13 protein-coding genes are annotated in these 13,571 nt (G+C 67.5%); 7 read left to right on the top strand and 6 right to left on the bottom strand.

What is annotated here, in order from left to right:
* Positions 1 to 131: 131 nt before the first annotated feature.
* Both argC and LCM15_RS00855 read right to left on the bottom strand, forming a co-directional pair.
* On the bottom strand, positions 132 to 1,076 hold the full coding sequence (gene argC, locus LCM15_RS00860; protein ID WP_224852341.1) for an N-acetyl-gamma-glutamyl-phosphate reductase: 945 nt from the start codon (positions 1,074 to 1,076) through the stop codon (positions 132 to 134).
* Between the two features lie 101 nt (positions 1,077 to 1,177).
* Complete coding sequence (locus LCM15_RS00855; RefSeq protein ID WP_224852340.1) at positions 1,178 to 1,945, bottom strand: ZIP family metal transporter; 768 nt, start codon at positions 1,943 to 1,945, stop codon at positions 1,178 to 1,180.
* Between the two features lie 142 nt (positions 1,946 to 2,087).
* Here LCM15_RS00855 and LCM15_RS00850 point away from each other — a divergent pair, with 142 nt between their 5' ends.
* The 4 genes from LCM15_RS00850 (at position 2,088) to LCM15_RS00835 (ending at position 5,864) form a co-directional block, all read left to right on the top strand.
* Positions 2,088 to 3,254: an alpha-hydroxy acid oxidase gene (locus LCM15_RS00850; RefSeq protein WP_224852339.1), complete on the top strand. Its 1,167-nt coding sequence runs from the start codon at positions 2,088 to 2,090 to the stop codon at positions 3,252 to 3,254.
* Positions 3,255 to 3,733: 479 nt separating this feature from the next.
* Positions 3,734 to 4,354 carry a 50S ribosomal protein L25/general stress protein Ctc gene (locus LCM15_RS00845; RefSeq protein ID WP_224852338.1) on the top strand — a complete coding sequence of 207 codons (621 nt, stop codon included), beginning with the start codon at positions 3,734 to 3,736 and terminating at the stop codon, positions 4,352 to 4,354.
* Between the two features lie 548 nt (positions 4,355 to 4,902).
* Positions 4,903 to 5,220 (top strand): hypothetical protein, encoded by a 318-nt coding sequence (locus LCM15_RS00840; RefSeq protein ID WP_224852337.1) that lies wholly within the window; start codon positions 4,903 to 4,905, stop codon positions 5,218 to 5,220.
* Positions 5,221 to 5,291: 71 nt separating this feature from the next.
* Positions 5,292 to 5,864 carry a hypothetical protein gene (locus LCM15_RS00835; RefSeq protein WP_224852336.1) on the top strand — a complete coding sequence of 191 codons (573 nt, stop codon included), beginning with the start codon at positions 5,292 to 5,294 and terminating at the stop codon, positions 5,862 to 5,864.
* An 18-nt stretch (positions 5,865 to 5,882) separates the two neighbouring features.
* On the opposite strand, the gene LCM15_RS00830 is transcribed toward LCM15_RS00835, so the two are convergent.
* The gene (locus tag LCM15_RS00830) at positions 5,883 to 8,132 is read right to left on the bottom strand and encodes a molybdopterin-dependent oxidoreductase (protein ID WP_224852335.1); all 2,250 of its coding nucleotides are present in this window, start codon (positions 8,130 to 8,132) and stop codon (positions 5,883 to 5,885) included.
* Between the two features lie 170 nt (positions 8,133 to 8,302).
* Here LCM15_RS00830 and pth point away from each other — a divergent pair, with 170 nt between their 5' ends.
* Together pth and LCM15_RS00820 are read left to right on the top strand one after the other, a co-directional pair.
* Positions 8,303 to 9,058 (top strand): aminoacyl-tRNA hydrolase, encoded by a 756-nt coding sequence (pth, locus tag LCM15_RS00825; protein WP_224852334.1) that lies wholly within the window; start codon positions 8,303 to 8,305, stop codon positions 9,056 to 9,058.
* Positions 9,059 to 9,142: 84 nt separating this feature from the next.
* Positions 9,143 to 9,511, top strand: a complete 369-nt coding sequence (locus tag LCM15_RS00820; protein ID WP_224853048.1) for a DUF2237 family protein — start codon at positions 9,143 to 9,145, stop codon at positions 9,509 to 9,511.
* 83 nt (positions 9,512 to 9,594) lie between these two features.
* On the opposite strand, the gene LCM15_RS00815 is transcribed toward LCM15_RS00820, so the two are convergent.
* From LCM15_RS00815 to LCM15_RS00805, 3 genes are all read right to left on the bottom strand, one after another.
* Complete coding sequence (locus LCM15_RS00815; protein ID WP_224852333.1) at positions 9,595 to 10,479, bottom strand: DMT family transporter; 885 nt, start codon at positions 10,477 to 10,479, stop codon at positions 9,595 to 9,597.
* Entirely contained in the window at positions 10,476 to 11,534 is a 1,059-nt protein-coding gene (locus tag LCM15_RS00810; protein ID WP_224852332.1) for a DUF6902 family protein, read from the bottom strand. Before LCM15_RS00810 ends, LCM15_RS00815 begins: the two co-directional genes overlap by 4 nt.
* Positions 11,535 to 11,619: 85 nt before the next feature.
* Positions 11,620 to 12,387 (bottom strand): DUF6749 family protein, encoded by a 768-nt coding sequence (locus LCM15_RS00805; RefSeq protein ID WP_224852331.1) that lies wholly within the window; start codon positions 12,385 to 12,387, stop codon positions 11,620 to 11,622.
* Positions 12,388 to 12,705: 318 nt separating this feature from the next.
* Between LCM15_RS00805 and xth the strand changes: the two genes are divergently transcribed.
* Positions 12,706 to 13,488 (top strand): exodeoxyribonuclease III, encoded by a 783-nt coding sequence (gene xth / locus LCM15_RS00800; protein ID WP_224852330.1) that lies wholly within the window; start codon positions 12,706 to 12,708, stop codon positions 13,486 to 13,488.
* Positions 13,489 to 13,571: the final 83 nt, after the last annotated feature.

The raw sequence follows: 13,571 nt of genomic DNA, 5'->3' as shown, positions 1-13,571 counted from the left end.
TCAAAAATACCTCGGGGGTGAATGGGCCGCAGGCCCAGAGGGGGGCAGCGCCCCCTCCCCTAATTTAAAAGGCACGCCTCCGGTGCGACAGGAGGCAGAGCCCCTTCTGCGACCCGAAGCCAAGCAACGTCCTATTCGGCCGCCTGCGCCTCCGCCCCCTCGAGCCCGGCGCCCTCGTCGACGCCCAGCATGATGTTGAGGTTCTGCACCGCGGCGCCGGACGCGCCCTTACCGAGGTTGTCGAGCACCGCCACCAGCACCGCCGCGCCGCTCGCCGCGTTGCCATGCACCGACAGCTCGAGCCGGTTGGTGCCGTTCAGGCGCTGCGGCATCACCCGCGGCTCGTGCGCCGACGCCGCAACGACCGAGACGAAGCGCTCGCCCTCGTAGGCCGCGCGCAGCGCCGCCTCCGCCGCGGCAATGCCGTCCGCGCCCAGCCCCGCGAGCTGCACCGCCACCGCCATGCCCTGCGTGTAGTGACCGACGGAAGGCACGAACACCGGCGCGGCGCTCAGCAGGCCGTGCTTCGAGATCTCCGGCAGGTGCTTGTGGCCCTGCGACACACCGTAGAGGAAGGCGCCGTCGGTCTCGCCGGCCTCGAACTCGGCGATCATCGCCTTGCCCCCGCCGGTATAGCCCGACACGCCCGAGATTGCCGGGCCCGCATCCGGCGCGAGGATCCCCGCCTCGACCAGCGGCCGGATCAGCGCGATGGCGCAGGTCGACCAGCAGCCTGGGTTCGAGACGTATTGCGCGCCGGCAATCGCCGCGCGCTGCCCCTTGGCCATCTCGGCGAAGCCGAAGACCCAGTCATCGGCCACCCGGTGCGCGGTCGAGGCGTCGATGATGCGGGTGCCGTGCGGCGCCGCCAGTTCGACGGTCTCGCGCGCGGCATCGTCGGGCAGGCACAGGATCGCCACGTCGGCTTCGGCCAGGGCCTCGGAGCGCGCGTCACGGTCCTTTCGGCGCTCATGGGCGACCTGGACCAGGGCAATATCGGCGCGCGCCTCGAGACGCTCGCGGATCTGCAATCCCGTGGTACCGGCTTCGCCGTCGATGAACACCTTGTGGGCCATGTCGTGCCTCCTTTGTTGCGAGGCCCGGCTATAGCAGAGCGCCGGTGAAAAGGAAACGGCGCGCGCGCGCGCCCCAGCGCCCGCGCAGGACGATCGTCGCCTCAGCCCAGCGTCACGTCGAGGAACATCATCAGGATCAGCCCGACCAGAAGCCCGGTGGTGGCGCGGTTCTGGTGCCCGTGGCGGTGGGTTTCGGGAATGATCTCGTGGCTGATGATGAAGAGCATGGCACCCGCGGCGAAGGTCAGCCCGACCGGCAGCACGTAGACAGAGACCGACACCGCCGCCACGCCGATGAGACCGCCGATCGGCTCGACCAGCCCGGTCAGCGTGGCGTACCACACGCTGCGCAGCCGACCATAGCCCTGCCCCCGCAGGGCCAAAGCCACCGCGAGGCCCTCCGGCGCGTTCTGCAGCCCGATGCCGGTGGCCAGCGACATGCCGTTGGTCACGTCCCCGCCGCCGAAGCCCACGCCCACCGCCATGCCCTCGGGGAAATTGTGGATGGTGATCGCGAGAATGAACAGCCACAGCTTCGACAGCGCGCCGGGATCGGCGCCTTCGGGGCCGGAGACGAAATGCTCGTGCGGCACCCAGCGGTTGATCCCCGCGACCGTGGCTGCCCCGAGCGCGATGCCCGCAGCCGCCATCAGCGCCGCCGTCACGGTCGAGCCGAAGATCACCTCGCCCTGGTCGATGCCCGGCAGGATCAGCGAAAAGAACGAGGCCGAGATCATCACCCCCGCCGCGAAGCCCAGCATCATGTCATTGGTCCGGCGCGATATCTCGCGCCCGAACAGCACAGGCAGCGCCCCCACCCCGGTCATCAGACCGGCTCCGAGACTGGCCAGAAGGCCCCATAGGATCATCGCATCGTCCCCTGACTGCACTCACCGACCTCCCCGGCCGCCACTAACCCGACCGGGCGGGGAAATGTCCAGATCGGTAGATTGCGCAAACTGTCGCGAATTGGTAATCAAACCTGACCGCATCGCGCTGAAGGACCCGTCCATGCCCCACATCACCGAAATCGAGGACCTCAAGCGGATCTACCGCCGCCGCGTCCCCAAGATGTTCTACGACTATTGCGAATCCGGCAGCTGGAGCGAGCAGACCTTCCGCGAGAACAGCTCGGATTTCGACGACATCTACCTGCGCCAGCGCGTCGCCATCGACATGACGGGCCGCTCCACCGCGACGACGCTCATCGGACAGGATGCGGCGATGCCGGTGGCGCTGGCGCCGGTGGGTCTGACCGGGATGCAGCACGCCGATGGCGAGATCCACGCCGCCCGCGCCGCCGAGAAATTCGGCGTGCCCTATTGCCTCTCGACCATGTCGATCTGCTCGATCGAGGACGTGGCCGAGAACACCTCGGCGCCGTTCTGGATGCAGGTCTACACACTCAAGGACGACGATTTCATGCAGCGCCTGTTCGACCGCGCCAAGGCGGCGAACTGCTCGGCGGCGGTGATCACCGTCGACCTGCAGCTGCTGGGCCAGCGCCACAAGGACATCAAGAACGGCCTCTCCGCCCCACCCAAGCTGACGCCGAAATCCGTGGCCAACATGATGACCAAGGTGCCCTGGGGGCTGGAGATGCTGCAGACCAAGCGGCGCTTCTTCGGCAATATCGTCGGCCACGCCAAGGGCGTCGAGGACCCCTCGAGCCTGGCGACCTGGACCGCCCAGAGCTTCGATCAGGCGCTGAACTGGGACCGCATCCGCGAGTTCCGCAAGATGTGGGAGGGCCCGCTCATCATCAAGGGGATCATCGACCCGCGCGACGCGCTCGAGGCCTGCAATGTCGGCGCCGATGCCATCGTCGTGAGCAACCACGGCGGCCGCCAGCTCGATGGCGCACTGAGCTCGATCCGGGCGCTGGCGCCGATCCTGGACGCGGTGGGCGACAAGATCGAGGTGCATCTCGACAGCGGCGTCCGCTCGGGCCAGGACGTGCTCAAGGCCGTGGCCATGGGCGCCAAGGGCTGTTGGATCGGCCGCGCCTATGTCTACGGGCTGGGCGCGATGGGAGAGAAAGGTGTCTCCGAAGCGCTGCGCGTGATCCACAAAGAGCTCGACAGCTCGATGGGGCTCTGCGGGCGCACCGACATCAATGAGGTCGACCGCGACATCCTGCTGATCCCGAAAGGGTTCTCGGGCGACTGGCAGGCGTGAGGGCGAAGTCCCTGCCCGGCTGACGCTACAGCAAGATGGAATGCGGGAGGAGGCGCTGCCCCCTGTCGCACCAAAAGTGCGCCTTTAATGGAAAAGAGGGGGCGCTGCCCCCTCTTGGCTTTCGGCCAATTCACCCCCGAGGTATTTTTGAACCAAAGAAGCCAGGAGCGCCGCGCCCCCGGCTTCTCTTCGTCAAAAATACTCCCGCCGGAGGCAGGCAGGTCGGTGCCGTTAAGGCGCGTTTCAGCAAAGGCGCCGAGGGATCCAGAGGCTGGCGCGGGCTCAGCCCCTCGACAGCACGCCGGGGAAACGCCGGCATGGCCGTGCTCGAGGCGGGGCGAGATCGCCCTGACCCCGCGCTAAGCGCGGCCGCGGGCAAAAAGAGACTTGAGAAAGGGGGCGATCCGGTCTATCGGAGCGGCTCTTACGCGGGGTGACAGCCTTGGAGGCACCCTGCCCTTATTTATGGAGATATCAACATGGCTGGTGAGATTCCTGATCTCGTGGCTCTGGAACGTACGGGGACAGGCAAGGGCGCCGCTCGTCAGGTCCGTCGCGACGGCATGGTTCCGGGGATTGTTTTCGGTGGCGACGCAGAGCCGCTGGCGATCCAGGTGCCCTTCAACGAACTGCTCAAGCGCCTGAAGGCAGGCCGCTTCAAGTCGACCCTCTTCAACCTGAAGGTCGACGGGCATGACGACGTGCGCGTGATCTGCCGCGACGTGCAGCGCGATGTCGTGAAGGACCTTCCGACCCATTTCGACCTGATGCGCCTGCGCCGCACCAGCCGGATCAACCTCTTCATCCACGTGGACTTCATCAATGAAGAAACCGCGCCGGGCCTGAAGAAGGGTGGCGTGCTGACCGTCGTGCGTCAGGAAGTCGAGCTCGAAGTGCTCGCCGGCGACATCCCGGACCACATCACCGTGGACCTCGCGGACAAGCAGATCGGCGACGTCATCCATATCTCGGACGTGACGCTGCCGGAAGGCGCAAAGCCGACCATCGACCGCGACTTCGTGATCGCCAACATCTCGGCACCGCGCGGCCTGCGCGCCGAAGACGGCGATGAAGGCGAAGAGGAGGCCGCAGAGGAATAACGCCTCCGCAGCTTCGACAGATCACGAAACGGCCCTGCCTCGCGGCGGGGCCGTTTTGGTTTCCGCGACGCCAGCTCGGGTGCGCGACAAAGGGCCCCTGATTCGGGCTCGCGCGGCGGCTGATCGCGCCCTCGTCCGGCGACGTTGTCTTCAGAGAGCTGGGCAAGGGATGGGGCCGCGGCGTTTGGCACTCATCTTCTGCGTGTCGCGACCGGCGGGAGGCAGGCGGATCGTCCCCACCGCCGCCGTCAATGACGGAACCGCGTGGCGCGGTTTGGGCGGGGCTGCCCTGCGTCACGCGACGTCCAAAGCGCCCACGCGCCGGCACACGCAATAGGCGTAAAAAGAAAACGCCTCGATGACCGGGGGTCACCGAGGCTACACTGATATAAATACAAGACGGCGGCACCACTCACGGAACGTCGTCTCGATGATAGTACCACGCCGCGCAGAGGGCTTCCATTGCTTTATCATTGTGATAAACGTCTTGAGGAGGTTCTCTTTCCTTTTGTTTACAAGCACGCCGTGCGTTTCACGGGACCCGGACCATGGACAAACTGACGCCGATCTTCGAACTGCGGGAGATGCTGCGAAAGCTCGAACGCGATGTCGGGCTCGAGGACCTCAGCCGCACCGAGCGCGATGTGCTGCTGGCGGCGCACAGCCTGACCTCCTGTGTTGACGACGAGATCAGCACCGAACAGATCCGCAAGCACTCTCTGCTGGAACCGGTGGCGCAGGCCACGCTCTATCGCGCGATCCGCACCCTGCTGGGCTATGGGCTGCTCGAGCAGACCGGACAGAGCCGGGGGCGGAATTATGTTGTGCGCAGCGATCTGGTCGGCAAGGATCTGCCTCCGAGCTGATCCGCACCCGACCCTCCGTCGTGCCGCGCGGTCGACGCCGCGAGACCCCGGATGAGAAAGACCTGTTCCTGATGCAAATCCCATATTTCGGTGTGACCGTCGTGGCCTATGTCCTCGCCCATGGCCTCACGACGATGATCATCACGCCCGTGCAGGCGCGGCTTCTGCCCGAGGTCACCAGCTTCGCCAGCCTGCTCTACCTGCCGCACGGCGTCCGGGTTCTCGCGACGTGGCTGCTGGGTCGCGCGGCGATCCCGGCGCTCTGCGTCGGCGCCTTCCTGTCGGAATGTATCTTTGCCGATGCCGGGATCGGGTCTGCGAGCGAGCCGATGGTCCTGATCTCGATCCTCATCGGTGCGGTCGCGGCGCCGGTTGCCTTCGAGCTGATGCGCGCCTTCGGGTTCAACCTCTACGCCAAGGAGCGCCTGCGGGTGCACTGGAAATGGCTGCTGCTGGTCGGGATGCTGGCCTCGGTAATCAATTCTGTGGGTCAGTCGCTGGTGTTCTCGGGGGTGATCCTGTCGAACTGGTCGGCGGTCGTTCTGGTGGCCTATGCGGTGGGCGATCTCTTTGGCCTGATCGCCACCACCCTCATCCTGATGCTGGTGTTTCGCTGGCTCCGCGCGGACCGGGCGCGCGGCTGAGGCCGGCGCCCGCCCGCCTCACGCGTCGAGGCCCGACACCTCGACCAGCGCGGTATGCGCGCTGCAGCCTTGGCCCAGCCGCGAGGTGCCGATATCGGCGGTGAGCACGTTGGGGTTGCCGTGCGGATCGAGGTTCTCACCGGGGTCGCCGAACCACGCGCCGGTCGGCAGCGCCACCACGCCGGGGCGGATCTCGTCGCTGACCCGCGCCCGCGCCCGCACCGCGCCGCGGGTGTTGAACACCCGCACCAGATCGCCGCTTGCGATGCCGCGCGCCGCCGCATCGTCGGGATGCATCACCAGAGTCTCGGGGCGCGCGCCCGGGCGGTCCGCCAGCGCCGCCTCGAGCTGGCTGTGCAGCTTGTCGCCCGGCTGCGGCGAGACAAGGTGCAACGGCGCCTCCTGCCGCGCCGCGCCCAGCCATTCGGAGGGCGGCAGCCAGACCGGGTGGCCGGGGCAATCGGCATAGCCGAAGCCGTCGATGGTCTCGGAGAAGATCTCGAGCCGCCCAGAGGGCGTGCCGAGCGGCGCGCCCTCTGGGTCGTCGCGGAAGCGGCGCAGGAAGCTCGGGGTCGGCCCCTCGTAGCGTATCGGCAGCTTCAGCCAGTTGACCTCGCGCAACCCGTCGAGATCGGGCACCTCGATGCCGTCCTCGGCGGACACCTGGCGATAGCCCTCGTAGAGCGCCTCGATCCACTCGGTGCTGGTTCTGCCCTCGGTATAGGCCTGCGCCGCTCCCATCCGTTCGGCAAGCGCGGCGAAGATGTCGTAATCGTCGCGCGCCTCGCCCACCGGGGGGATCATCGCCGGCATGTGAAAGAGATAGTCGTCGAGCGGCGAGCGACCGATGTCCTCGCGCTCGTAAGGTGTGGTCGCCGGGAAGACGATGTCGGCGCGCTTGGCGGTGGGCGTCCACCACGGCTCGTTGACCAGGATCGTCTCGGGCTGCTGCCACGCCTCGTGGAACGCGTTGAGATCCTGATGGTGGTGAAACGGGTTGCCGCCCGCCCAGTAGATCAGGCGGATGTCGGGATAGGGTTCGCGCCGGCCGTTGAAATCATAGGGCTGGCCGGGGTTGCGCAGCATGTCGGCGATGCGCGCCACCGGGATCACCTTGGTCACCGGATTGACGCCCTGCGGCAGCGTCATGCCCCGCATCCTCCGAAAGCTGTGCCCGACGCCGCCGATCGCGCCGTAGCCGTAGCCCACGCCGCCGCCGGGCAGGCCGATCTGCCCCAGCATCGCCGCGAGCACCGCCGACATCCAATAGGGTTGCTCGCCGTGCTCGCCACGCTGCAGCGACCACGCCACGGTGATCATCGTGCGGGTCGAGGCCATGCGACGGGCAAGCGCGCGGATCGCCTCCGGTGCCACCCCGCAAAGCGGCGCCGCCCATTCGGGCGTCTTGGCCTGCCCGTCGCTTTCGCCCAGCAGATAGGGGCGGAAGCGGTCGTAGCCGGTGGTGCAGCGCGCGAGGAACGCGTGATCCGCGAGGCCCTCGCTTTCAAGCACATGCGCCAGCGCCAGCATCAGGGCGGTGTCCGAGCCCGGCGTCACCGGCATCCACTCGCAGCCCTCGGGGGCGTCGCCGCGCTGCGGGCCGATGTTGACGCAGTACATGCCCTTGGCGAGGAACCGCCCGATCCAGCCGGCGGTGCCATGTTCGGTCACGCCGCCCATACTGACCTGGCTGTTCTTGGGGTTGATGCCGCCGAACATCACAAGCGTTTCGGTCTCGGCCTCCAGCGTCTGCCAGTTCTCCTGATGGTCGTAGAGATGCGAGATGAAATCACGCCCGAAGACATGCGGCATGATCGCCTGCGCGCAGCCCGTCGAATAACTTCCGAACGAGGCGACGTAGCCGCCGACGCTGTTGAGGAAACGGTGCACCTGGCTCTGGGCGTGGTGGAACCGCCCCGCCGAGGACCAGCCGTAAGAGCCGCCGAAGATCGCCTCGTTGCCATGCGTATGGCGCACCCGGTCGATCTCGGCCGCGGCGATGTCGAGCGCCTCGTCCCAGGGCAGCTCGACAAAAGGCTCGCAGCCGCGCCCGCCCCGCTTGCGCCCATCGAGCCAGCCCTTGCGGATCGAGGGCCGCGCCACCCGGCTGCGGTGATGCACGGCAGCGGGAATCGCCTGCGGGATCTCGGGCGGATTGGGATCGGCCGCGAAGGGCCGCGCGGCGACGATGCGATCGCCCTCCACATCGAGCTCGAACGCACCCCAATGGCTTGAAGTGACCCGTGTGCGGCGGTTGCGATCGGACATTTCCCGGACTCCTTGCTGTCGGTCGCGCGCGACGCCCCTTGGCTCGCCGCGACGCGGTGGCGCATATTCTGCGCCCCGGGCGATGAGCGCAAGGGCGTGGCGGGCCGGCTTCCGGGTTGTGAAACGCCCCCTCTCCGCCCTATCTAGAGGCGGAACAGATGGAGGTGCGCGTGCAGATCTTCGTGGGGCTGGGCAATCCCGGCGGCAAATACGCCAGAAACCGGCACAATATCGGCTTCATGGCGCTCGACCGGATCGCAGAGGATCACGGCTTCGGTCCGTGGCGCGCCCGCTTTCAGGGCGAGGTGAGCGAGGGCCGGCTCGGCGGCGACAAGGTGCTGCTGCTCAAGCCCGGCACCTTCATGAACCTCTCCGGTCAGGCGGTTGGCGAGGCGATGCGCTTCTTCAAGCTCGAGTCCGATGACGTGACGGTCTTCCACGACGAGCTCGACCTCGCGCCCGGCAAGTGCCGGGTGAAGACCGGCGGCGGCCATGCCGGCCACAACGGGCTGCGCTCGATCCACGCCCATATCGGCGAGGCCTATCACCGGGTGCGGCTGGGCATCGGCCATCCCGGCCGCAAGGATCTGGTCGCGGCCTACGTGCTGCACGATTTCCACAAGGCCGACGAGGACTGGCTCGATGACCTGCTGCGCGGCATCTCCGACGGCGCGGGCGAGCTGGCACGCAGGGAGACCGGAAAGTTCCAGAACGCCGTGGCGCTGCGGGTGAACCCGCCGCGGTCATCGGGCGGCAAGCAGGACAAGGCGCCCGCCTCCCCCGATGCCGCCCCCGCAAAGGGCGCGCCGGGCAAGAGCGCCATCGCCGCAGATGCAGGTGCACCGCCCCCCGACCGCCCGGCGGAGGCAGAGGCAGAGCGCGACGACCGGTCCCCCTTGCAGAAGCTCGCCGACAAGTTCCGCTGACGGAGCCTGACGACGCCGTGACCGCGCGACGCTGGACAGCCCGGCGCCGCTTTGTCACCCTGCCCGCAAGGGAGACGTGCGATGATGCAGAAAGACCGATCGATCAACGTTCTGGGCGGGCCGCTCTCGCCCTGCTCGATGGCGCCCGTCACCGGCTTTTTCCGCGACGGCCACTGCAACACCTGCGCGCAGGATGCCGGCAGCCACACGGTCTGCGCGGTGATGACCGCCGAGTTCCTCGCCTATTCCGCCTACGTCGGCAACGACCTGTCGACGCCCCGGCCCGAGTTCCACTTCCCCGGCCTCAAGCCCGGCGACCCGTGGTGCCTCTGCGCCGCACGGTTCCTGCAGGCGCATGACGAGGGCTGCGCGCCCAAGGTCTCGCTCGAGGCGACCCACATGCGCGCGCTCGAGATCGTGCCGCTCGAGGTGCTGGAGGCCAACGCCGCCTGAGCGCCCTGCCCGACCAAGCCCCCGAAACGCGACCGCCCCACAGCGGCGGGCGCTGCGGGGCGGGTCTTTTCTTTCCGGATCGATCAGGCGTTGGCCGAGCTGCGACGCTCCTGCGTGACCGCCTCGTCGAAGAGCAGCCACAGGCCCGAGCCGACCACCAGCGTGACGCCCAGAACGGTGCCCACCGCGGGGATCTCGCCGAAGCCGAACCAGCCGATCACCACCATCCAGACGAATTGCAGGTTCATCAGCGGGGTCGCCACGTAGGCGGGCAGCAGGCGCAGCGCCTCGACCGAGAGCCAGCGCGCCGCGAAGAGAAACACCGCGTAGGTCACGACCCAACCGAGATCCGACAGCGGCATCGGTTGCCAGACGAAGGGCAGCGCCACGGCCATGCTCAGCATCAGCGCGAGGTTGGGCCAGAACACCTGCGCCGCCGGCACGCGCTCGATGCGGGCGATGTAGCGCGCGGCGATCATCGAGCCGGTGCCGGTGAAGGCCGCGAAGAGCGCCCAGAGATGGCCCGGATCGAGCGCGAATTCGCCCGCCGGCATCACGAAGAGCAGGCCGCCCGCCCCGAGCAGCAGCGCCATCCAGACCGCCGGGCGCACCGGCTCGCCGAGCGCCGGGCCCGACATCAAGGCAGCAATCAGCGGCACCAGCGCGATGAACAGGAAGACATCGGCGAAGGGCAGCAGGCGGAAGGCCTGAAAGAAGCTCAGCGCCGAGACCACGGTGAGCAGCGCCCGCAGCGCCATCGCGCCGCGGCAGCTGGTGCGCAGCGTCTCGCCGTTCTTGCGCGCGGCGCCGAGGGACATCAGCAGCACGAGCCCCGCCGACAGCGCGAAGAGCTGCGGCGCGGCATAGCCGCCGGCGATGAGCTTGGTGATGCCGTCCGCCGCGGCGATGGCCCCGGTATAGAGCGCGACAAGGGCGGCGCCCACGATGGCTGTGCGTGTCCCGTTCATGCGTTGCCTGCCCGGGCGAAGCCCTCGAAGAAGGCGTCGAAGCGCGGCGAATGATCGGCAAGCTGGTCGACCACGTCGAGGGTCTGCGGCGACAGCCGCGCCCCCATCCGCGCGCGCATTCCGGCCCAGTCGGTGCTGCGGGCAGAGCCTTCGGCAAAGAGCGCCTCGGACAGCTCGCGCAGCGGCGCGACGCGCTGTGCCCGCTCAAAGCGCATCCGCCCGCCGTCGAGCGGCTTGTGGAACGGTTTGCCGCCAATCACCGCGGCGTGCCAGTTGCACACTAGGAAGTCGTGGTAATCGTCGGCCACCGAGAGCGTCTCGCCGCTTTCGACGGTGAAGAGGTGGGTCTCGCGATCGAGCCAGATCGTCCAGAGCGGCGGCGGCACCTCGCCGGCATAGCGCAGCGCGATGCAGATCTCGGCCAGCAGGTCGGAGTTCTGGTCAAGATAGGCGAGGTTTCCGGCGAAGTAGAGGCTGTTGATCGCCTCCTCCTCGAGCCCGGGGTCGCGACGGCCATATTCGCTGAGATAGAAGACGATATGGGTCAGCTCGTAGGCGGCCTTCTTGTTGGGCAGCGCGAAGGTCTGCGAGCGCGCGCAGAAGGCGCGGAGCCGGTCGGCCAGCCCCTCGTCGTCGGCGCTCACCTGCCCCCGGCGGGCCAGAAGGCGGCGGGCTTCCATGCGCTGCAGGTCCGACAGTTCGGCATCGGCAAAGCCTTGGCGCGCGGCGCGCTCGGTCAGCTTGGCCCCGGTGTCGCCCTCCATGCCCAGATCCTCGAGATCGAGGGTGAGCGACAGCAGGAAGCGGTAGTATTGCGGGAAGAAGGCCATGCGCTCTTCCACCGAATGGTAGAACCCGCGCAGCGGCGCGAGCGCGGCCCGGGGCACGTAGGTCCCGGTGCATTCCAGAATGTTCAGAAGCTCGGCGTTCTCCTTCAGCCAGAACACGTCATCCTCTCGCCGCCGGCTGGTGGCAAAGCTCTTCACGAGCGCTGCGACGCCGGCATCCTGCGATGCGACGGGGGCCTTCGGGCGAAGTGCGATAACGTTGGTCATGACGGAGTTCCCTGTGTCGTTCTGTTTCCGGCCGCACGCGGGCGTCTCATCCCCATAAGACGCCCGCAGCGATAGCTGCCCTGGCTTATGCGCAGGAGGTGAAGGAGCCGGTCACGTCACCGTTGACGGCACGGCTGTCGCGGGGTGCCGCGCAGGAGGTCACCATCTCGACCGCGTCGCCGGTCAGGGCCGCGGTGGCCTTCGGCTCGGCGCAGGAGGTGAACAGGCCGGTCACGTCGCCTGCATCCACCGAGCTGGTGGTCGGGGTCGCACACGAGGTGAACATCTCGACCGCATCGCCGGCATCGGTCGAGCTGGTGGTCGGCGCGGCGCAGGAGGTGACCATCTCGACGGCGTCGCCGGTCAGGGTCTCGGACGCTTTCGGCTCGGCGCACGAGGTGAACAGGCCGGTGGCCTCGCCGGTTGCGGTCGAACCGATGGTCGGGGTGGCACACGAGGTGAACAGGCCCACGACGTCGCCGGTTGCGGTCGAGCCGGTGGTCGGCGCGGCACAGGAGGTGAACATCTCCACCGCGTCGCCGGTCAGCGCCTCGGAGGCCTTGGGCTCGGCGCAGGAGGTGTAGAGGCCGGTGGCCTCGCCGGTCGCGGCCGAGCCGGTCAGCGGTGCGGCGCAGGAGGTGTAGAGGCCGGTCGCCTCACCGGTGGCTGCAGAGCCGCTCACCGGGGCTGCGCAGGAGGTGAACATATCCACAGCTTCGCCGGTCAGCGCGCTGCCAAAGCTCTCGGGAGCGGCGCAGGAGGTGAACATTGAGGCACCTTCCCCACCGAACATGTCGCCGCCGAAGTCGTTGGCGAATTCTTCAATGATTTCATGCTTGAGTTGTGCAGACATTGGGTAACCCTTCCTGGTGTAGCGTTTGCGTTTTGGCACGCTCAGGGTTTCCTCCAATGCATGTTTCTGGCAATATAGTTTCTTGCTAAGGTTGAGTTATACAAGAGTTATCCACATGAAGACCAAAACCTAAAAGACACAAAAAAAACACAATTCAAGGTTGCTCACAGAACAATAATTTCTGTGGATAAATTTTTGCGCCTTGTTGAAACCCGGTTTCTGCCGGTGAATCGGCCGCGAATCGTAGCGCGAAAATCGCCTTGGCCTTGCTCCCGAGCGCCGCTTCGGCGATAGCTTGCTCAAATTCCGGAGGGCCAAATGAAGATCGCCACCTTCAACATCAACGGCATCAAGGCGCGGATCGGCGCCCTCACCGACTGGCTCGACGAGGCGCAGCCCGACGTCGCGCTCCTGCAGGAGATCAAGTCGGTCGACGAGGCCTTCCCGCGCGAGCACTTCGAAGAGCGCGGCTGGCAGGTCGAGACCCACGGCCAGAAGAGCTTCAACGGCGTCGCCATCCTGTCGAAGCTGCCGCTCGAGGATGTCACCCGCGGCCTGCCCGGCGATGACGAGGACGAGCAGGCGCGCTGGATCGAGGCCACGGTCGTCGGCGAGAGCCACGCGGTGCGGCTCTGCGGACTCTACCTGCCCAACGGCAACCCGGTCCCGGGGCCGAAATACGACTACAAGCTTTCATGGATGAGCCGGCTCGAGGCCCGCGCCCGCGACCTGCTGGCCAGCGAGATGCCGGCGGTGATGGCGGGCGACTACAATGTCATCCCGCAGGCCGAGGACGCCGCCAAGCCCGAGGCCTGGACCGAGGACGCGCTTTATCTGCCCGAGACCCGCGCCGCGTTCCGCCGCATCCTCAACCTCGGCTTCACCGAGGCCTTCCGCGCCCGCACCCAGGGCCCCGGCCACTATTCCTTCTGGGACTACCAGGCCGGCGCGTGGCAGCGGAACAACGGCATCCGCATCGACCACCTGCTGCTGACCCCGCAGGCCGCCGACCTGATGACCGACGTCCAGATCGACCGCGACATCCGCGGCCGCGACAAGCCGTCGGATCACGTGCCGGTCTGGATCGACCTCGCCGCCTGATCCTGCCCGCACCCGGGCGAGCGGCTGCTTGCACCCGACCCGCACGGGGCTTACATCTTGTGGGAACGGACGACAGCGGAGAC

Source organism: Salipiger bermudensis, from assembly GCF_020171625.1.
In the GTDB taxonomy this organism is placed as follows: Bacteria; Pseudomonadota; Alphaproteobacteria; order Rhodobacterales; family Rhodobacteraceae; genus Salipiger; species Salipiger bermudensis_B.
Note: the sequence above shows the minus strand (reverse complement) of the source record. Positions and strands in the feature narration are given on the sequence as shown.

Bases quoted from the DNA above. Each gene is read 5' to 3' on its own strand.
- argC (WP_224852341.1), bottom strand. From the start codon at position 1,076: ATGGCCCACAAGGTGTTCATCGACGGCGAAGCCGGTACCACGGGATTG.
- LCM15_RS00855 (WP_224852340.1), bottom strand. From the start codon at position 1,945: ATGATCCTATGGGGCCTTCTGGCCAGTCTCGGAGCCGGTCTGATGACC.
- LCM15_RS00850 (WP_224852339.1), top strand. From the start codon at position 2,088: ATGCCCCACATCACCGAAATCGAGGACCTCAAGCGGATCTACCGCCGC.
- LCM15_RS00845 (WP_224852338.1), top strand. From the start codon at position 3,734: ATGGCTGGTGAGATTCCTGATCTCGTGGCTCTGGAACGTACGGGGACA.
- LCM15_RS00840 (WP_224852337.1), top strand. From the start codon at position 4,903: ATGGACAAACTGACGCCGATCTTCGAACTGCGGGAGATGCTGCGAAAG.
- LCM15_RS00835 (WP_224852336.1), top strand. From the start codon at position 5,292: ATGCAAATCCCATATTTCGGTGTGACCGTCGTGGCCTATGTCCTCGCC.
- LCM15_RS00830 (WP_224852335.1), bottom strand. From the start codon at position 8,132: ATGTCCGATCGCAACCGCCGCACACGGGTCACTTCAAGCCATTGGGGT.
- LCM15_RS00820 (WP_224853048.1), top strand. From the start codon at position 9,143: ATGCAGAAAGACCGATCGATCAACGTTCTGGGCGGGCCGCTCTCGCCC.
- LCM15_RS00815 (WP_224852333.1), bottom strand. From the start codon at position 10,479: ATGAACGGGACACGCACAGCCATCGTGGGCGCCGCCCTTGTCGCGCTC.
- LCM15_RS00810 (WP_224852332.1), bottom strand. From the start codon at position 11,534: ATGACCAACGTTATCGCACTTCGCCCGAAGGCCCCCGTCGCATCGCAG.
- LCM15_RS00805 (WP_224852331.1), bottom strand. From the start codon at position 12,387: ATGTCTGCACAACTCAAGCATGAAATCATTGAAGAATTCGCCAACGAC.
- xth (WP_224852330.1), top strand. From the start codon at position 12,706: ATGAAGATCGCCACCTTCAACATCAACGGCATCAAGGCGCGGATCGGC.